The following is an 18676-nucleotide window of genomic DNA, read 5'->3' as shown; positions in this document are numbered from 1 at the left end:
CGCTGACACGACCCGTGTCTGTGCAAGTCGGCTCACGCTGCCAAAGTGCTAGGAGCGGTTGCGCAGCGGGAGTCCTCGATGTCTCAGCGGCTCGGACAACCGGAGGGAGAGGTCCTGCTCCGATTGAGCCCTGTGCCACTCACGCTACGCCGCCCGAGTGAGGCCTGCACATCCGCGGAGAAGCATCCCGGCATCACGGGCTAACTCCATGGCCACAGCGGACGAGCGGTGACGCCGCCAGTCCGAATCCCCGTTCAGGAAACACCCTTCCTCGTCGAGGTTAGGGAGAAGCAATGCCGCCCGCTGCACAGTTGCTCACGGCGCGGAGGGTGGGGCACGGCGGCGGAAACCTCAGCATGCTGCCTGACGAGCCTAGTTGAACGGGCGACCATTACTGTCCCGCGCGCTGCGCGCTTACGCCCGGGCGAGGGGCCGGGGCGCCGGGCCTTGCTTTGGCTCCGTCCTTGCCGTGACTGTCGATGCGGTGGGACACGGCCAGGGTCCCCGCACGATCGATCGGTGGGTGAGGGGGGATCGACGAGCGGGTGGTTTTGGTGCCGTTCGCCTTCGAGACGTGTCGCGTCGCGCGCGGCAACCCCGGCCGGAGGCGCTGTTGCCGGTTCCTTCGTCTGGTTGGTCAGGTGACCCGGGGGTGTGGCTATCCTGCCCGGTCGAGTGTGACTTCGATGTCGATGGGAGTGGACCGCCACATTGCGCTGAGGAGCGGGTGCTGGTCGATGTAGCGGCGTGTGGCGGCGAGCCACCTGGGGCGCCAGTAGGGCGGCAGGGGCTGGTTCGGAGCACCCCCGCGTCGGCGGGGAGAACTCGCGACGGGGTACGTAGCGGTTCCGGGTCATGACGCCATCGCCCGCCGTGCGGACGAGCACCTGGTGGCCCAGCGGGTACAGCTCCCGAGGACGGTGGTGGCATAGTTGCAGTTCAGCAGTGTGTGGACGGCTCGGACGATGTGCCGATGCGGCCGGTGGAGCATCTGGCCCGCCGGAGTAACCGGCAGGACTTCAGCTGGGCGAAGGCGCGTTCGCCGGGGGGAGCCGAGCGTGGTCACGGTTGAACTGCTGGTACTGATCTGGCTGTTCGCGGTGATGTTAGTACGGGGTGCGGAAGGCGGCACCAGTGCCCTGGTGGGTGCGGTCGGCGAGCACGAGGGCCTGCCGGGTGAGGCAGGCCTCCGCGATGCCGTGGGCCCGGGCCGCGGTCAGGTCGTGGGTGCGGCCCGGTGTCGCGCGGGGTTGCGCCTGACCGTGGCGCTGGAGGTTGCGCCTACTGTTGCGCGACCCGACGGACGGTCTCCGTGCGGGTACGGCGAAAGCGGGGACGGTCGTGGCCTGCCCCACTCAATCGAGTCAAAATCCGGCACAACTCGCTCGTCCGCCCCAACTCACTGCCTAGCGTCAGGTCGGGATCAGGCAGGTCGGCAGTGCTCTGAGGTGAGCACTGCTGAGGCATTACTGAATGAATGGACCCGACTGCGATGGCGACAGCACTGGACATGACAGCGGCATCGGAACTGGCAGTGTTGCGGGCCCTGGAGCGAGCGGGAAACCGGATGTTCCCACGCTCCGAGCGGGCCAGACTCAAAGGCGTCCCACCGTGGGAAATCTACATCCACCTGCCGGCTGACCCCAGCCGCCTCGACGACCTGCTCACCGGTGCCTGGGACCTACCCGCGGTAGCGGGATTCTCGGAAGATCTCATCTCTGCACTGGACTCCTACACCCGAACTCTGCTGGTATCCGGCCACGCATTCGACCGAGACGATTTGCATCGAGTCCTGGCACGCCTCTGATGGTGCTGGGTTGGGCAGGTCGACGATGAGACGTCGGACCGGTTCGAGACCGTCTGCGGAAATGCTTAGCGCATCCTCCTGAGAGCTCTGCGGTGCCGGTGCAGAGCAGCGGCCTTCCGGGACGGGCCTCCCGGAAGGCCGCGTGCGCTAGTGATCGTCTTCGCAGGGGTGGTGTCCCCACTGCAGGGAACCATGGGCGCGGTCGATCACAATTTCCCCGTGGTTGAGGGCGTACGGGGTGGCGGCCATCTCCGGATCGGCCTTGATGATCGCGAGTGCCCGCCCGGCGACGTTCATGTCGATGACGCCCTCGGCGCCCAGAAGCATCTGGTCGAGGTACGCGGCGTAGTGCCGGGCCGCGCCCGAGCGCCGGTCCAGAGCGAAGCGGGCCGCACGGAGTTCTGATTCGGTGAGTTCACCGGCTTCACGGCGGCGCTGGCAGCCGCGGCACAGATGGATCAGATGCCAAGGGTTGGGGAAGTCTGGTTGCAAGCCGGTCTTACGGAGGAACGCCGGGGTCTTCGTCACTGCGGGATCTTCAAGGGCGACGATGTCGTGGGGCTGCGGGAGCTGCCGGGTCGGATGGGACATCGAGCACTCCGGGCTGAGCGCGAACAGGAGCCTTCGGGTGGCCTCGGACATGCGCGGCGGCTCACCCTGCTTGGCGAGTGCCTCCTCTTCGTACTTGGCCTGGTGCCATAGCCGTTCGAACTGGCGGAGGGTCTTCTCGATGCCGGTCTCTCGGCTGATGCCCAAGCCCCAGTCGCGGACCCATACCGTCAGACGGCCGACGATGGCCATCGTCAGACGCTGTTCGGGCACCTTGGCCAGGCGGAACGCGTTGTGGACGCCGGTGGGGCTCATGGCGACCTCCTTGGCTAGCTTCCGGACACTGGGCAGGCCGGCCCGACGATGCAGGGTGTGCAGCTCCTGGTTGAGGTCTTGGCGAGCACCGGGTGGCAGGTCCGGCCGTTCGATGACTCCCATGTGGCTCTTGCTCCTCTCCCGTGTGGATTCGTCGTATCAGCGGGCAGCGGGGTTACGTCGTCCAGCGCGGGAGATTCGACGCCGACGCCATTCGAGCCGGGCCCACCGGGCGCCCCAGGCAGCCAGTGCGACGAAGAGGCCGGACGCGACGTTCTCAACGATGTTCATGGGGAGACCCTCCCAATGCGCATGGCGCGAATGGACAGATCTGAACAGCACGTTCGCTACCCTCCCCGATCGGCGGCAGGCGGCCCCGGGACACCACGTCCTCGGGCCTCACCCTCCGCTGACCTCGCAGCCCAACGACTGGCCGGGCGGCGTGTCACGCCCACTCCATGCCCAGCTCCCGCAGCGCCTCCAGCTGCTCCTGAGTGAGCTTGTCCCGTCTCGCGCGGGTGTTCGCGACCCACACACCCAGCTTCACGACCACCGGTTCCGGCTCGCCGTCGACCGTAATCTCTTCAGCGTGGCCACGCGGTTCAGGTCGGGCGCCTTCCCGCTCGACCCACTGGGCGAGGGCCGCAAGTCCCCGGCCTGACCCTCACCGTCGAGCCGAAGGAAGCCGCTGCTCTGGCCCGGCGCGTGCACGAAGGGCTGAGCGTCCGTGACCTGGCCCACGAGATCCGACGGCAGTGGCTCACCGGCTGAAGCAGCGGACAAGATCAAGGCACGGACTGCCCGGCCGCGAGGCTGAGCCGTAGAGTGCATGCAGAAGGGCCCGACGCCTCACCCCCCGGAGGCGTCGGGCCCTTCTTGGCTCGGACTCCCGGGCGCTTACGCGTGGGCGAGTTCCTTGAGTAGCGCGTTGAGGAACTCCGGGTCGCCCTCCTCGTGGAGGCCGATCTGTGCGCAGGTCATGCCGGCGGCGTGCAGGCGGTCGCGGGTCGTGGCGTGTCCGGGGTGGAGACTGGAAGGGCCTGTCGCGGGGCCGATAACTCCGATAAGCGCTTCTGTTGCCGCTATCCTGGGAACGGCTACCTCCCTGAATTTCAATCACTTCCGCAAGGCAGGGGATCAACGAACGCTTCCTTTCCAGCAATGAACGTCTCAACCCTGTCGCTATCCATCAGGAAGTTGATGACCTTTCCCCGGAACTGTGTTCCACTTGGCGTGAATATGAGGTGATCTGGATCGGGCTCGTGGGTTTGCCCCGAGTACGTTGTCAGTACTTCCTCGCGTGTACTGCCCACGTGGATGCCTGAAGCGGTGGATATGGATGCGGGGGAGTGCACAGAAACTGCGACGAGTCGGTCACTGTTATCGAACCGCAGCAGCAAGCCCTCCGGCCCGCCCGTCACTGTCAAGTCTTTGCAATCTGGGCCGCCCGGGCCCTCTGGTATCTCTGCTCCAATCGCATGCTGTGCCTGTGCTCGAGTCATATCGATTTTCAGAGGTCCGATGCCGTTGACCGTCACCGGTCGTCCTCTTAGATCGATCTTGCCGGCGTTGACTTCGGAATTAGCGAAGCTATGGCCGTTCCATTTCCAGGTCAGGTGACGCAAGATCGACGGCTTCCCATGGGCATCCCCAGGACCGTAGAATTTTAGGTCTGCAGTAATCCTGTTGTTGGCGATCGAGACGGATTCCGGCTGATATTCTGGAGGGAGCATCCCGTTCGCCCCCGACGGGCTTGGAATTCGCCCTATTTCGACGCCATCAATTGAGCGGTATATCCGCATTTCCTGCATCATGAAGTTGCTCGGCTGAGGCGAGCACGCGAAGAGGACACCGGTGGCGTCACCAAGCCCAGGAAGGGATCCTTGTGCGACGCGCTGCACCTCCACCTCCCACCGGTCATAGCCACCGATATCAGGTTCACTAACCGTGCCCGTACCATTGCGCAAGTCCACTCGAACGGGCTTATCGACAACATCATCGCACGTAAGTTCGTAGGAGCGATTGGTCCAGTCGATGTTGTTGTCCTTGAACGCCTTGGAAGCGAGGAACTCGGCACCCCGATTCGTCGCCGTGGGGGCATATGCGAGATGTGGACACTCGGGTTTCTTGCAGTTGCTCGCGTCGATGAGTTGCGCTATCACGTCGCGGTCGCCGTATCCTTCCGCGCAGATTGGGTCCTTGTTAGCGCAAAGGGTTAGGATGTGTCCTTGATAGTTGGGCGGGTCTGGATAGTTGCCCGACAGTGACGGCTTTGCGAGCCTCCGGGCTAATCCTTTCCCTTGAGTACCGTTATCCCATTGCGGATCTCCGTAAAGAGCTACACCGTCAATTAGGGCGAGTGGTGTGTGCGGCTGACGCAGATACTCATCGACTACCCACGCTCCTTGTGAATAGCCGGTTAGGACGAAATGGGTCGATGGGCAGCGTCGTAGCGTATCAGCAACATCGAGCCCTATCTCTGTAGCACCTTCCAGAGTCGAAGCTTTATAGATACCCGACCACTTCGTGACTGCCATCAGCCGAGTGGAGTTGAGATCATCTTTATGTATGGATCTATAGGTCGAGAAATAGCTGGCAGGTTTAGGCTCAGGGGATAGGTTGCGAAATTTGCCCCATGTTTCCTTGATTGTCTCGCTATCGTCGCCTGTTTCGTCCATTCCGTGGACGCCAATAAAATGCATCGGGCATTTTTCGGACGCCTGATGTGGTGATAGCGGAGCCTGGGACGCTATGCCGGATGTGGAACCCGTTGCGATGAAGGACGCAGTGCCGAAAAGGGCGGCGAACAATGAAATGACGCGCTTTGTCATCGCGGCCTCCCAGCGCATCCATGTCGTTGATTCCCGGCTCACGGGAATAGCCGTAGCGCTATATTTGTCTCTTGACCAGCGCATCCCCGGGTCGGGCGGCCGGTCCGCTCGTGGGCGGCTCTTGCTGACGCTGCGCGCCGGTCCGACGAACCGTTGAATTCGAAATAGGTGAAATTCGGACACTCAGCCGCCTTCGCGGCATCGGGTGAGAGCACCTGGTGACCGCGAGGTGGGGACTGTCCATTACGCGAGGTCGCCAGTTCGTCGAGGAGTGAGTCGAGCGCGCGCACCAGGACTCGTCCGGTTGGCGACGTGACCTCAGCCGGACGGGCGGGTCCCCTCACCGCGCGGCCGCCGCCCGGCGCTCCAGCCCCGCTCCCCCCGGTTAGCTCCAGGCGGGACAGGAGGTGACCGGCCCGACGAGGTCGGCTGCTGGCCCGGTCGACCGGAGTGGACTCGCTACACGCCACGGACTCTTCTGCGGTCTGTCGGTCGGGGCGGTGGAGGGTTACTGGTTGGGGTGGATGGCTTGGATGCCGGTGCCGGCGTATGCCTTGGACTCCTGAGTTCGCCGCCGTCGAAGGCGTCGGCGTTCAGCGCGTGTAGGGATCCTCCGGTGAAGGCGACCTTTCCACGGTGCGCGCCCGCACCAGAATGAAGGCGCACGGCCAGGCCCAGCTGGCCAACGATCTCCTGACCGCACAGGCAGCCAGTCGGTACGGCATCACCGCCGTCGGCTACGGCCCCGGAGCGGTGAACACCTGGACGAGCACGGGCGCGTACAGGTCGCGTGCTGGTAGAGGGAGCAGGGGCACCGGGCGTCTCAATCCGTTGCCTGCGTCGGCGGGTTGAAGAATCTGGTTGCGGAGGATTGGGCGGATGCGGTGATACTCCGGCATGAGTAGAGATGGCGAGATCATCGTGCTCGCCCGCTGGTCGGACGAGGTCATGGAACCGCTGACCCGGGACGACCCGGAACGCATGTGGCGAGGCCGCTTCGTGCCGATAGCGGGGCAGTGGGGCTACGAGTTCGGATGGGCTCTGGAGTTCGAGAAGATGCGTGCCCGCAAGGGCCTGCTCAAGCACCTGGAGTCGCTGCCGTGGCCGCATCCGCACACGGTGCAAGTGCTGCTGCGCGACCAGGACGACGACTGCTTCGGGCTATGGATGTTCACGGAGGACAAGCTGGTGGAAGTCACCATCCCGCGCACCGAGCGTTTCCACCAGCCGGCACCGCCCAACGACGACTTCGAACCCGACCCGGGCATGCTGCTGCGCACCGATCAAGACACAACCCTGCCCGACCAGACCCCGGAAGCACTCCGCGACAGCCGCCCACCCTGGTAGCTGCTCGCCGACTCGCCGACCTGCCGCACGAGGCGCACTCGGACATCCAGGAGTCTGTCAGCGGGGAAGCTGGCACCGACGAGAAGTAGCACCACGCCGTCTCGTATCGGTGAGCTGCTCCACACGCTCCGGTGAAAGGGAGGTGGCCTCTGCTTCTGCGTGGCGATCGTCGACGGCGGGGTGGCGCGCCTGCGGAGCCTTCGCGTTTGTGGAGTGCACTACCCGTCACACCACGGACCGGATGGTGCCGCCGTCCACCCGCAGGGTCGCTCCGCTGACGTAGTCGGCGTACGGACTGCACAGGTAGGCGACGGCACCGGCGATCTCCTCGGGGCGGCCGAAGCGGCGGATGTCGTTGGGGACGAACTCCTCGGCGGCGTTGGTCTCGATCTCCGCCCAGTCCTCGCCCCAGCCGCGCTCCGGTGCCATGTCGGTCAGCAGGTCGCGCACCGCGCCGACCATGACGGCGCCAGGCGAGACGGTGTTGGAGGTGACTCCCGTGCCCTTCAGCTCGCGGGCCAGGGAGACCGCGAGGTTGTGCCGGGCGGCGAGGGTGGCGCTGTAGTGGGGCTGGCCGGCCATCGGCTGGCTGGCCAGGCCACCGCCGATCTGGATCACCCGGCCCCAGCCGCGCTCCCGCATCGCGGGCACCAGGCGGCGGATCATGCGGACCCCGGATACGACGTTCACCTCGTAGGTGCGCGTCCACAGCGCGGCGTCGGCCGCGTCCCAGCCGACGTGGCCGTAGGCACCCGCGTTGTTGACGAGGATGTCCACGTCGCCCGCGGCGTGCGCGACGGTGTCTGCGCCCTCGTCGGTGGCGAGGTCGCCGACGACGGCCCCGGCGGCACCGATCTCCTCGGCGACCCGCCGGGTGCGGTCGGCGTCCCGGCCGTGGACAACGACGTCGGCGCCCTCCTCGGCGAGCAGCCGGGCTATGGCGTGGCCGAGGCCGGAGCTGGAGCCGGTCACGAGCGCCCGGCGTCCTGTCAGTCGCAGGTCCATCCTGCTTGTCCTTTCCCGTTCCTTCGGTACGACGGCGGGGCGAGCCGTTCCCGGCGGTGCACCGGTGGGCGGCCCCCGCCGTCAGGACTCCGTCGTCGTGGTGGAGTCAGGTTGTTCGGCTTGCCGGGGGAGTTCGGCGAAGACGTCCAGCGCGATCCGGTAGGTCTCGAAAGCACGGGCGACGCCCGCGTAGACCGCGATGTGGATGAAGGTGTCCACGATCTCCTCCCGGGTCACCCCGTTGTGCAGGGCGATGCGGAGCTGTCCGCGCAGCGGCTCGAAGGCACCGAGCGTGGCGGCGACGGCGACGGAGACCAGGGCCCGGTCGTGGGTGGAGAGCGCCGCGGTGCGCGGCCAGGAGTCCGCGAAGGCGTGCGCGGTGGCGACCTTGCGGAAGTCGTTCCCGGAAGCCGGTTCGCCGGGTGCGAGGGGCAGTTCGAGCGGGTGCCCGAGCAGCCTTCCGGCGGTGGCCAGCGCTTCCTGGTAGTCGTCGTCGGAGATCATGGCGGTGCTCCTTCGTTCGGGCCGGGCCCGTCCGCTCCCGGCGGGGACGGATGGGTGCCGGGTCAGCGGGGCCGGGTGATGGTCTTGTGCTCGACGTAGCCGGTGAGACCGACCTTGCCGTACTCGCGGCCGACGCCGCTGGCCTTGTAGCCGCCGAAGGGGCCGTCGAAGCTGATTCCGGCGCCGTTGATGATGACGCCGCCGGTGCGGATGCGGCGGGCGACGGCGAGGGCCCGCTCAGGGTCGGTGGTCCAGATGCCGCCGGACAGGCCGTAGGCGGAGGCGTTGGCGATGCGGACGGCGTCGTCCTCGTCGTCGTAGGCGATGACGGACAGGACCGGGCCGAAGATCTCCTCCTGCGCGATGCGCATGGAGTTGTCGACGTCGGCGAAGACAGTCGGGGTGACGTAGTTGCCCTTCTCCAGGTCTTCGGGGATCTGCGGTCCGCCGGTGACCAGCCGGGCGCCCCCCGCTATGCCGACGCGGATGTAGTCGATGACGCGCTGCTGCTGGTCGGGGCGGATCATCGGGCCGATGAAGGTGTCCGGGGTGGCCGGGTCGCCGACCGTGAGGGACTCCACCATCGTCCTGACGGCGTCGACGACCTCCTCGTACCGGCTGCGCGGGGCGAGGATGCGGGTCTGAAGGATGCACGCCTCGCCGTTGTTACCGAGGGAGCCGAACCGCAGGCCCTGCATGACGGTGTCGAGTTCGGCGTCGTCCAGGATCACGGCGGCGGACTTGCCGCCCAGCTCCAGGCCGACCCGCTTGAGGTGGTCACCGGCGATGGAGGCGATGCGCCGGCCCGCGCGGGTGGAGCCGGTGAAGGAGATCTTGTCGACGTCGGGGTGGGAGACGAGGTATCCGCTGGTCTCGCGGTCGGCGGGAAGGATGCTGAGCACGCCCTCGGGGAGTCCGGCTTCGTGCCAGAGGTCGGCGAGCAGCGCCATGCTGAGCGAGTTCTCCGGGGACACCTTCAGTATGACGGTGTTTCCGGCCAGCAGGGCGGGGACCAGCTTGGCGGTGGCTGCGGAGAACGGCGGGTTCCATGGGATGACGGCGGCGACCACGCCGATCGCCTCGCGGCGCACGATGGTGTCGAAGGCGACGGAGCCGTCGGAGGGTTCGACAATCTCCTCCCAGCCGAACTCCTCGGCGGCCTTCAGGTATGCCTTGACCTGGCGGCTCAGGAAGGGCTGGCCGGCCTTGGTGAACCAGTGAGCCGAGCCGTTCTCGACGGAGATGGCGAGGGCGACCTCGTCGGCGTGGGCAATGCGCAGCTCGTCGTAGCGGCGGACGATCGCCTGGCGCTCCTCGGGGGTGGTGTGCGGCCAGGGGCCGTCGTCGAAGGCCGCGCGGGCAGCGGCGACGGCGGCGTCGACGTCGGCGGGCGCGGCCTGGGCGGCGCTGCCCAGCACCGACTGGTCGTGCGGAGAGTGGATGTCGAGCAGCAGGTCGGGGTTGCTGGGGGCGACCCAGGCGCCGCCGATGTAGAGCTTGTCGCGCACAGACATGTCTTTGCGGTTCCTTGGTGTCAAAGGCGGGTGGGGTGAGGGGGAGGGGATAGGGGGCACCCCCTTGAGGTGCGCGCCCAGGTGCAGTTTCACTAGCGGGAGGCTGTGTGGCAGTGCGGCCGGGTGTCCACGCCGCGGTCCGGGTCCGTGGTCGCACGGACTGAGGCGCATGCCGGGATGCGCGCAGAAGTCCGCGAGGGGCGGGCGTGGCGTCCACCGCGCGGCATGACCGGCTCGCCGGTGAGGGGCGGGGCTCAGTTCCGGGCGGGGCGGACCATCCGTGCGACCTCGGTGTCGGCGAAGTCACCGAGACCGTCCAGGTCGGTGGAGGCGCTGACCTCGCGCCAGGCCGCGTCCTCCGCGGCCCGCGCGTCGGTGATCTGCGGGGCAATCCAGGCGGCGTCGGAGCCGAGCAGGAGCCGCACCGGGGGCTTGGGCTCCTCGGTGAGGCGCAGGATGACGGCGGCCATCTTCGCCGGGTCGCCGCGCTGCACGTCGGGGTTGTTGCCGTAGGTACGGGCGAACCTGCCGACCGTCTCCTCGTACTCCGCTTGGACGTGCGGCATCGGCATCGGCGCGGCCGCCCAGGGGGTCCGGATGCCTCCGGGCTCGACCAGGATGGCGCGGATGCCGATGGGGGCCACCTCGCGGGCGAGGATCTCGGTGAAGCCGCCCAGCGCCCACTTGGCGGACTGGTAGGCGCCGAGTCCGGGCTGGTTGCGGCGGCCGCCGACGGTAGAGACGTTCACGATGCTGCCGAAACGGCGGGGCCGCATCACCGGGAGCACGGCTCGTACGGTGTTGACCGCGCCGAAGAAGTTGACCTCTACGTTGCGGCGGAACTCGTCCTCGGGCATGTCCTCGATCGAGCCGACGCCCCGGGTGCCGGCGCTGTTCACCAGCACGTCGATAGTGCCGAACTTCGCGACCGCTTGGGCGACCACGTCGCCTACGGCTGCCGGGTCGGTCACGTCCATGGCCCGCAGCAGCAGCCGGTCACGATGTTGGGTGGGAGCGGTGACGGCGCCCGGCGTGAGGTCCGTCGCCATCACGTTGTGGCCTGCGGCCAGAGCCGCTTCCACGACCTGGCCGCCGAGGCCGCCGGCCGCGCCGGATATCAGAAAGGTCTTGGTCACTGCTTGCCCTCCCAGTACTTAGGGCCCGGAGCACTTGGGTGCCCCGGTTCTCCGCGAGCTCTGGGCCGCGGGCCTTGCGCCGTGCCCGCGGCGGGGGCGTCAGTCCTTGGGGAAGTCCGTGGAACGGCTGACCTCGGCCCATTCCGTGGCCTCGGCGAGACGGCCTTCCTCGGAGGTGATCGCCAGGCCCAGGGCGTCGCTGCCGAGCAGCAGGCGCCGCGGCGGCTTCGGGGCTAGAACCGCTCCGATGATCGCCTGGGCCATCTGGGCCGGGTCGCCGGGCTCGTTGCCCGCGTACTGGGCGAAGGTGCCCAGCCAGGCACCGACGGTCTCCTCGTAGTCGGAGGTGACGGGGCCGGACGGCTCGGCGGCGCCCGTCGCCCATCCGGTGCGGATGCCACCCGGCTCAACGATGGTGACCTTGACGCCGAAGGGAGCCACCTCGTTGGCCAGCACCTCGGAGAAGCCCTCCACCGCGAACTTCGCTGTCTGGTAGGCGCTGAGGCCCGGCGTTCCACCGACGCGGCCGCCGATGGAGGAGATCTGCACGATGTGGCCGGAACGCTGGCCGCGCATCACCGGCAACACGGCGCGGGTCACGTTGATCACGCCCCACATGTTGGCGTCGATCTGGGCGCGGAACTCGTCCTCGGGGAAGTCCTCGATGGAGCCGCTGGTGGCGTAGCCGGCGTTGTTGACCAGCACGTCGATCGAGCCGAAGCGCTCTACCGCGGCAGCCACCACTTCCTTGGCCTGAACCGGGGAGGTGACGTTTAGGGCGACGGCCGACAGGTGCTCGGGGTACTGGGCCTGGAGATCGGTCAGGGAGCCGGGGTTACGGGAGGTCACCACGACCCGGTCGCCGGCCTCTAGTGCCGCGAGAACCAGAGCCTTGCCCAGTCCCTGCGAACCACCCGTGATGAGCCAAGTCCGTGACATTGCGTGTTCCTCGTTTCTCGTTCGTACGCCGCCTCGCCGGGACAGCAACTTCACTGTAGACAAAATCTCCATAAGTGCAACACGATCGTTGCGTTGAAATGGTGTATTGCATCTCACATGTGGTTGACAGGGTGCAGGTGAGACCCAGGTATCGCTGTCCGAAGCCCGTGGGGCAGGGTGCGCGCCCAGCGGGAGCGGGCTGGGCGCAGTGATGCACATGCTCACTTCCGTGCACGGATACACGGCAGTGACCGGTGGTGTCGTGGCCTGCGAGGGGGCTGCGGGGGTGGGGGCGGCCGGGACAGGCCTGGGGGCAGGCCGGCGGGGGCTGTCAGTGCATGACGGGGACGGCCGCGCCCGGCCTCGCCGTCCTTTGCGCCGGAGTCGGAGCTGACCGTGGCCGAGCCCGGCCAGCTTGCCCACGACCAGGACGATCAGCGCGGCCACGGCCTCGATGCCGACCGCCCGCCAGATGGCACGGGTGTAGGCGTTCACCCGCTCCTGCGACTGCGGGTGTGCCAGTCCGCTCGGCCGGGCAAAAGGGCGGTGCCAAGTTGGTCCACCGTAGGCGAGGAAACCGAAAGGGCAACATATGTGTTGCGGTCACCCGGTGCCCCTGCATCTCGCATATCGGTGATGGTGATGCAAGTGCCACATACGTGTAAAATTTTCGGATCATGAGAGTTGACGCCGCACGCAACCTGACCGCAGTCCTGCGCGCCGGGGCCCGCCTCCTGGCCGAGAACCCGGGCACGTCCATGGCGGCCATCGCCCTTGCCGCTGGAGTGGACCGCACCACGGTGCACCGCCGCTTCGCGAACCGCGAGGCACTGCTCAGCGCCGTCTTCCAGGCCAAGCTCGATTCGGCCGAGCACGTGCTGGACGAGGCGCGGCTGACCGAGGCCCCCGTGCCGGTGGCCCTCCACCGCTACCTGGAGGGGATCATTCCGGTCAGCCGCGAGTGGCCCGTCAACACCCGCCGCATGATGCAGAAGGACCCCGAAGCCAACGCCCGCCGCCAAGAACAGAGCGCACGCGTCGACGCCTTCGTGCGGCGCGCCATCGACGAGGGCCACTTGCGCGCCGACGTCGACGCCACCTGGGCACGTGCTGTCCTCGACGAACTCGTCGACACCATGGCCCACGGGTTCCCCGGCATCGAGCCCCCGCAGGCCGCCGACCTCGTAGCCGGCACCTTCTTGAACGGGCTCGGTCAAGCCTGACGCACGGCCCGCCGCGCCCCCGCAGCAACGCTCTGTCGGCCGCCAGTCCCCGCATGCTTTGCATCTGCCGTCCGCGCGCCGGGCTTCGACCGCGCGGTCTGATGCGTCCGCGTCGACTCCGGTAGCAGTCGCCGGATCGACCTTCGCGGGCCAGGACCGTTTTTGCAACGGCCGGGTTGGTGAGCGTGCCGAGCCGTTCGAGCAGCGCCATCAGCGCGCCACTCAGCCCTTCGCCAGCCGCGAGCGGGGATCTCGCCTTGGAGACGACCACGCAGGCCCCCAGCGAGAGGAGCGTCACGAGCGGACTCCGGATCTGATCCCCGCGCATCAGGCGGGCCCGAGAACTGCGCGAGGGATTCCAGCAGGTCCAGACTGTCGTCCCCGGACATGATCCGGAAGCGTTCTGGGCCAGTCAAAGCCGGAGAACCTCGCGCCGCGGCAGGACGCCGTCTGGAACGACCCCGACGGACAGCCCGTCGCCATCCGAACGGACGCCGAGCCGGACGCATGACCACTCGTCCCCGGCACTCGACGTCCCGCCCCCCCCCGCGCCCAGGGCCGTCATGCCACGCTGAAGGTCCACGGCGTCGCCGAGACCGTGCGCAGGTCAACCTAAGATCGCAGCCCTGGCTCCGCTGAACCGGGCCGCGTCTCCCTGCTTGCCAGCGGCGATCACACCGCCGTACATTCCCTGGACCCGGCTCGTCCGGCCGCTTCGTCCACCCCCTTTGAGCACATGAGGAGCGCCCGTTATGACGGGTGTACTGGCGGTTGCAGGTGGCACCGCATCCGGCAAGTCGACCCTTGCCGAGGCCCTGTCGCTGCAGTGTCCCGAGAGCGTGACGCTGATCCATCTGGACGACTACTACGTGCCCGCCCACGACCCCCTGAGGGGTGTGTGGACAGTCAGCGCCGACGGGCACGCCGTCCTCGACTGGAACCATCCGGGATCGATCGACGAGACAGCGGCGGCACACGCCATCGACGCAGCGCTGCAGCGCCCCGGCGTGCTGCTGGTGGTGGTCGAGGGCCTGTTCGCGCTGTCACTGCCGTCCGTGGTGAGGCGGGCGGCGTGGCGGGTGTACGTCGAGACCCCCGACGACATACGCCTGGCCCGCAAGATCCTCAGGAAGATCGAGGCGCAGCGACAGGACCCCCGACTGTCCCTGCGCAACTATCTGCAGACCGGCAGGGACCGCCACGCGGCCCATGTCGCGCCCTCCCGGGCAGCGGCCGATCTGATCGTGGACGGAACCGCGAGCGAGGCGGAGATGCTGACGGCCGTCATGCCGCTGATCGGACCGGCCCTTACCCCACCGCCCGCGGCGCCCTCGCAGACCCGAGAGGGTTGCGGAGTGCCCGATACCCCCGGGGTCCCGGCGCTCGCGATGTGACATGTCCCGGTGGGCGAGCATTCGAATGCGGGGCAGTAGGCCTGCTCGGCCGGGAAAACTTTGCTAGCGGCGGCCGCCAAAGCTTGGCTGCGACTCGGTATCGGGAGAGTTTCTGCCGGTCGAGGGCTTGGTACGCACCCCGTACGCCATATGTACGCTTCACGGTCAGTTCGGCGGTGTACCGGCTGCGCCAGGCCGGTCGGTTCTGGTGCCGGTTAGGTCCATCGCATGCCGATGGCGGCCAGTTGCTCGATGCGGTCGGGGGAGAGGGACGCAGCTCTGGAGCGTTGGTTGCTTACCCAGGCCCCTAGCCCCAGGTGATGCTCCTCCGCCCCTTCATTGCCACGGCCGTCGCCGTCGTCGACGAGGATCCGTTCGATGTGTTTCCTTGGTACGCGTAGATGCCCTTCGCGCTGGTAGTACTGCGTGGCGGCGGCGAGGTTGAGAGCCCACTTGTCGGCTTGGCTGCGCCGCGGTCTGGGCTTCTCGTCGTCGTCGGCGGGTGTGATTCCGAGGATGTGCTCCAGCATCCATTGCTGGGCGCCGGTGAGCTGGTTCCAGCCGAGCTGCTGTGCGCGTACCCACCGCCCCAGATCTTCGCCCTGGTGCACGACCTCGCCGGGCTGGGTGGGCAGCGCGCCGCTGGCGGCGAGGTGTTGTCGGGTGAGGTGGAAGCAGCGTTGCCAGGCAACTGACCAGGTGGGGCACCATGCGGGGTCGATGTCGTCGAGCTGCTCGCGCCGCTCCTGGGAGAGCGCGCCGGCCGCCGACTGAACGGGCAGCCCTTGGGCGTGCCGTTGTTCGTCGACTGCTGCTCGTCGGGCGGCTGCTCGTTGGTTTTTCAGCCAGAGCCCGACCCGGTAGCCCTGGTGGGTGGCGTCGGTCGGTGCTGCGAGGTGACCGTTCTGCTTGGCCCAGCCGCGGGCGGCGGTGAGTCCTTCTTGCCAGGCGGTGTCGTAGTGGGACCAGATCATGCCGAGTTTCTCGAGCTGCGCCACACGGTCGGGGTCCATGTCGCCGCGGGCGTAGAGGCGCCGGTTGCGATCCATTGTCCGAGTGGGAAGCCGGCGAGTGAGGCCGGCCACCCCTCGCCGCTCCCGACCTCCACCTCCGTCTGCTGTTGCTGGTCGTCGCCGCCGGTGGTGGGGACGCGGTAGGTGAACGGCACGCGCAGGTCGCCGTGGTGCCGGTGGTAGAGGGTGGCGGCTTCGATGCCGCGGCGCCAGTGGGTGTGTTCGGGGTGGAGGACGCGGAGGTTGATGAACGCGGCGAGCTGGGCGGGGTCGCGGGGTGTGGAGAACTTCAGCAGTTCCCGGGCCGGTACCGACAGCCGGGCCTGCTCACCGGCGTCCGGGCCTTCTCTGTCCTCGTCGGTGTCGTCTGCGGAGCGGGTTTGGACGCCTCGCACGCGGCTGCGTGCCTGGGGTTCGGCGAGTGCCTCGACGACGCGTGCGTCGTGCGCGCGTAGTGCCTCGAGGAGTTTGGCGAGCCCTCCGTACGCCCGGCTGGTGAGCATGCTGTCCACTGTCTCGCCCGGTCCGAGCAGGACCGGCACCACAAGCGAGGCGATCTTGCCCTCTCCAGGCCGTAGGCGGAGTGCGCGGCCGACGGCTTGGACGAGGTCGGGCATGGAGCCGCGGACGTCGGCGAAGTAGACGGAGTCGCATTCGCGGGTGTCGACGCCTTCGCCGAGCACTCTCACCGAGCTGAGGAAGCCTTTTTCCACGACGGTGCCGTCGGCAGCGATCCCTTGGGAGAATTGATCCAGGACCCGGCGCCGGTGGTCGGGCCGGTGGTCACCGCACAGCCAGTCGGCCCAGACCGTGCGCGGGTACAGCCCCGGATCAACGGCATGGAGCCGTTCTGCGACGCCGGGCAGGCCGGCCGCGAACGCCTCGGCCTCCTTCACGAGGTGGTGGAAGACGAGCGTGCGGCGGAAGCCTTCCTCCGCGGAGGCCTTGACCAGCGCGGTCTGCAGGGCGGCGAGACGGGCCCCTCGCACGGCCTCGGAACGCCCGTCCGCTCCGAGGAGCACAGTGGCCTGGAGGTGGGTGTCGGTGATGTCCAGGCACACGACCTGGTAGGGGGCGCAGATGCCCCGGTCGATGGCTTCGGACAGGGTGAGGGTGTAGCAGCGTTTCCCGAACGGCCCTGCGGGGTCGTCGTCCATGGACGCCACCAGCTCCCCTGGCCCGCCTGGCACCAGCTCCCCTGGCCCGCCTGGCCCGCCTGGCGCCTCATGGTTGGCATCCTCGTCGAGTTGCCACAGCCGCGGGGTCGCGGTCATATACAGCCGACGTAGGGCGGGGATGCGGGTGTTGTCGTGGACGACTGCCCAGGGCTTGCCGATCCGTCCGGAGGTCCGGTGCGCCTCGTCCACGACGATCAGGTCCCACCCTGGCAGACCCGCGGCGTGGGCGCGCTCGAGGGTGCCGAGGCCGAGGGAGGCGTAGGTGGCGAATACGGTGACCTTGTCGTAGGGCCGCACCCAGGCTACGAGTTCGTCCACGTCCGTGGTGTTCGCGAAGCCCGCCTCGCTTCCGCGCAGGGACGACACCCCGATCATCGGCCCCCTGCGGCCGCTCTCACGCCAGGCGGTCTCGGTCTGTGCGAGCAGGTCCAGGGAGGGCACGAGTACCAGCACACGGCCCGCTCGGAGTTCTTCCGTGCTGCGGACTGCGACGAGGGTCTTGCCGGATCCGGTGGCCATGACCACCTGCGTGCGAAGCCCGCGCTCCGGCATATTGGATCTTGCAGGGAATTCCAGCGCGCCAAGTACCGCTTTCACGGCTTCACGCTGGTGAGGGCGGAGTTGTTTCACTGCCATCCTGATCTGCCTTCCCCGTGGGCCCTGAGCGGCTCGTCGAGCACGCCATGACCAGTGAAGCTGCACTCAGGAGCCCTGATCCGGTTGCAGCGGGACGAAACCGCAGCAGGATCAGGAACCCCGTACCAGTCAGTTTGAGAGTGGATCACACTTGGTTCGATTGACTTGAACGGTACTCCCGAACAATTCCAGAGTCTATCGAAACTACAAAATGAAGCACCAACGACAGGAGGGACGAACCCCGACGCATCGACGTCCCCTTCCTGCCGTATCCTGCGCGTCGACTGAGGTAAGAGCAGGGGGAGAGGGCGGGGTCCGTAGTGAGCGGTGAACTGTGGTTGCGTAGGGCCGGCGGGCCGTTGGTGGCGGGGGTGGTCATGCTGGCTTTCGCGGTCTCGCATGGGGATTGGTGGCTGCCGTTCCGGGTTTTCCTGGTCGCGGCGGGGCTGGTGGGGGTCGGTGTTGGGCTTCACGCGTCATGGAGGATGACGCGTGGTCAGGAACCCGAGTAGTACAAGGCCGCGCCCACTCCCCACTCTCCGCCCCCACTCCCTGCCTCCGGGCTGCGCCGGCAGAGGGGGCATGTGAGGCCCCCGGAAGACAGAGAAAGGCCGGCTGTGACTGCCGAGTGGTACGTCCTCATCGAGGAGGACACCCGGATAACTGAGCGCCCTGAGGGCGTGGAGCTGAGGTTGCACCGGTGGATGCTGGTGGGCACGCATCACATCGGCCGGGATGAGGCGGAGGCGGCCGCGGCGGCGGAGGATGCGGCGCTGCATTACGTGCCGGGAGTGCTGGCCCGGCACATGCAGCCGGGAGACGAGCCGGCCCGGCATGCCTTTCTCGCTCAGGACGGTTCGTGGGTGGTGCTGGTGAGGCACCGTCACCGTGGCTGCCATATACGGGTGACCACGGCCCGGCTCATGCACTCGCGGGAAGGTAAGGAGGCTCCGCCGAAGAGTCTGAAGGAGAAGTTCCGCAGCGCCATGGAAGGGCCACCGCCTCCCGCGAAGCCGTGGACGTGGCCGCCAGCAGGCAGACCGGAGCAGGACTGACCCCGCCCCCTTCTTGCTGCCAGCTCGGGCCGCGCGGAGCGCGGCCCTTAGCCCTCGCACGAAGTGCGAGGGTTTGCGGTGCGGAGCGCAGCGGAGGACCGCCAGGCCCCGGGCGTAGCCCAGGGCCAGGCCGCGTAGCGGCCTCGATTCCGGAGCGCAGCGAAGGAATCGCCAACCAGCCTGCGCAGCAGGCAGGTTGAGCGGGGAGCGCAGCGAGCCGCCAACGCTCC

The 18676-nt window shown here is 67.8% G+C and carries 14 protein-coding genes and 2 pseudogenes; 5 read left to right on the top strand and 11 right to left on the bottom strand.

What is annotated here, in order from left to right; all coding sequences use genetic code 11:
- Window positions 1-925: 925 nt before the first annotated feature.
- Window positions 926-1247, bottom strand: a pseudogene (locus ACZ7JA_RS35205) (transposase family protein); the annotation flags it as partial.
- Between the two features lie 245 nt (window positions 1248-1492).
- On the opposite strand from ACZ7JA_RS35205, the gene ACZ7JA_RS35200 reads away from it, so the two are divergent.
- Window positions 1493-1807, top strand: coding sequence for a hypothetical protein (locus tag ACZ7JA_RS35200; protein ID WP_470812445.1), 315 nt, complete (start codon window positions 1493-1495; stop codon window positions 1805-1807).
- 147 nt (window positions 1808-1954) lie between these two features.
- On the opposite strand, the gene ACZ7JA_RS35195 is transcribed toward ACZ7JA_RS35200, so the two are convergent.
- From ACZ7JA_RS35195 to ACZ7JA_RS35185, 3 genes and pseudogenes are all read right to left on the bottom strand, one after another.
- Window positions 1955-2794 (bottom strand): hypothetical protein, encoded by an 840-nt coding sequence (locus ACZ7JA_RS35195; protein ID WP_470812443.1) that lies wholly within the window; start codon window positions 2792-2794, stop codon window positions 1955-1957.
- 322 nt (window positions 2795-3116) lie between these two features.
- Window positions 3117-3326: pseudogene (locus ACZ7JA_RS35190) on the bottom strand (helicase associated domain-containing protein); the annotation flags it as partial.
- Window positions 3327-3783: 457 nt separating this feature from the next.
- Window positions 3784-5502 carry a cutinase family protein gene (locus ACZ7JA_RS35185; RefSeq protein WP_470812441.1) on the bottom strand — a complete coding sequence of 573 codons (1719 nt, stop codon included), beginning with the start codon at window positions 5500-5502 and terminating at the stop codon, window positions 3784-3786.
- An 897-nt stretch (window positions 5503-6399) separates the two neighbouring features.
- Between ACZ7JA_RS35185 and ACZ7JA_RS35180 the strand changes: the two genes are divergently transcribed.
- Window positions 6400-6849 (top strand): hypothetical protein, encoded by a 450-nt coding sequence (locus tag ACZ7JA_RS35180; protein ID WP_470812439.1) that lies wholly within the window; start codon window positions 6400-6402, stop codon window positions 6847-6849.
- A gap of 225 nt (window positions 6850-7074) precedes the next feature.
- Here the strand turns inward: ACZ7JA_RS35180 and ACZ7JA_RS35175 are convergent, their stop codons facing one another.
- The 5 genes from ACZ7JA_RS35175 to ACZ7JA_RS35155 all read right to left on the bottom strand — a co-directional run bounded on the left by ACZ7JA_RS35175 (window position 7075) and on the right by ACZ7JA_RS35155 (window position 11947).
- Entirely contained in the window at window positions 7075-7854 is a 780-nt protein-coding gene (locus tag ACZ7JA_RS35175; protein ID WP_468894000.1) for an SDR family NAD(P)-dependent oxidoreductase, read from the bottom strand.
- A gap of 81 nt (window positions 7855-7935) precedes the next feature.
- Window positions 7936-8358 carry a carboxymuconolactone decarboxylase family protein gene (locus ACZ7JA_RS35170; RefSeq protein ID WP_470812436.1) on the bottom strand — a complete coding sequence of 141 codons (423 nt, stop codon included), beginning with the start codon at window positions 8356-8358 and terminating at the stop codon, window positions 7936-7938.
- A gap of 62 nt (window positions 8359-8420) precedes the next feature.
- Window positions 8421-9872, bottom strand: a complete 1452-nt coding sequence (locus ACZ7JA_RS35165; protein ID WP_470812434.1) for an aldehyde dehydrogenase — start codon at window positions 9870-9872, stop codon at window positions 8421-8423.
- A gap of 254 nt (window positions 9873-10126) precedes the next feature.
- A complete protein-coding gene (locus ACZ7JA_RS35160) occupies window positions 10127-11008 on the bottom strand; it encodes an SDR family NAD(P)-dependent oxidoreductase (RefSeq protein ID WP_470812432.1) in 882 nt (293 codons plus the stop codon).
- Window positions 11009-11107: 99 nt separating this feature from the next.
- Window positions 11108-11947 carry an oxidoreductase gene (locus ACZ7JA_RS35155; protein ID WP_470812430.1) on the bottom strand — a complete coding sequence of 280 codons (840 nt, stop codon included), beginning with the start codon at window positions 11945-11947 and terminating at the stop codon, window positions 11108-11110.
- A 677-nt stretch (window positions 11948-12624) separates the two neighbouring features.
- On the opposite strand from ACZ7JA_RS35155, the gene ACZ7JA_RS35150 reads away from it, so the two are divergent.
- Window positions 12625-13170 carry a TetR/AcrR family transcriptional regulator gene (locus ACZ7JA_RS35150; protein WP_470812428.1) on the top strand — a complete coding sequence of 182 codons (546 nt, stop codon included), beginning with the start codon at window positions 12625-12627 and terminating at the stop codon, window positions 13168-13170.
- 752 nt (window positions 13171-13922) lie between these two features.
- Window positions 13923-14564, top strand: coding sequence for a uridine kinase family protein (locus tag ACZ7JA_RS35145; RefSeq protein ID WP_470812426.1), 642 nt, complete (start codon window positions 13923-13925; stop codon window positions 14562-14564).
- 215 nt (window positions 14565-14779) lie between these two features.
- On the opposite strand, the gene ACZ7JA_RS35140 is transcribed toward ACZ7JA_RS35145, so the two are convergent.
- On the bottom strand, window positions 14780-15562 hold the full coding sequence (locus ACZ7JA_RS35140; RefSeq protein ID WP_470812424.1) for a helicase associated domain-containing protein: 783 nt from the start codon (window positions 15560-15562) through the stop codon (window positions 14780-14782).
- The gene (locus ACZ7JA_RS35135) at window positions 15535-17391 is read right to left on the bottom strand and encodes a helicase associated domain-containing protein (protein ID WP_470812422.1); all 1857 of its coding nucleotides are present in this window, start codon (window positions 17389-17391) and stop codon (window positions 15535-15537) included. The genes ACZ7JA_RS35140 and ACZ7JA_RS35135 overlap by 28 nt, the downstream gene beginning before the upstream one ends.
- A 617-nt stretch (window positions 17392-18008) precedes the next feature.
- Here ACZ7JA_RS35135 and ACZ7JA_RS35130 point away from each other — a divergent pair.
- On the top strand, window positions 18009-18446 hold the full coding sequence (locus ACZ7JA_RS35130; protein ID WP_470812420.1) for a hypothetical protein: 438 nt from the start codon (window positions 18009-18011) through the stop codon (window positions 18444-18446).
- Window positions 18447-18676 lie beyond the last annotated feature (230 nt).

The sequence above is a fragment of the Streptomyces sp. NPDC038135 genome (genome assembly GCF_055601245.1).
The sequence above is the reverse complement of the archived record's forward strand: the minus strand, read 5'-3'. Positions and strand labels throughout refer to the sequence as shown.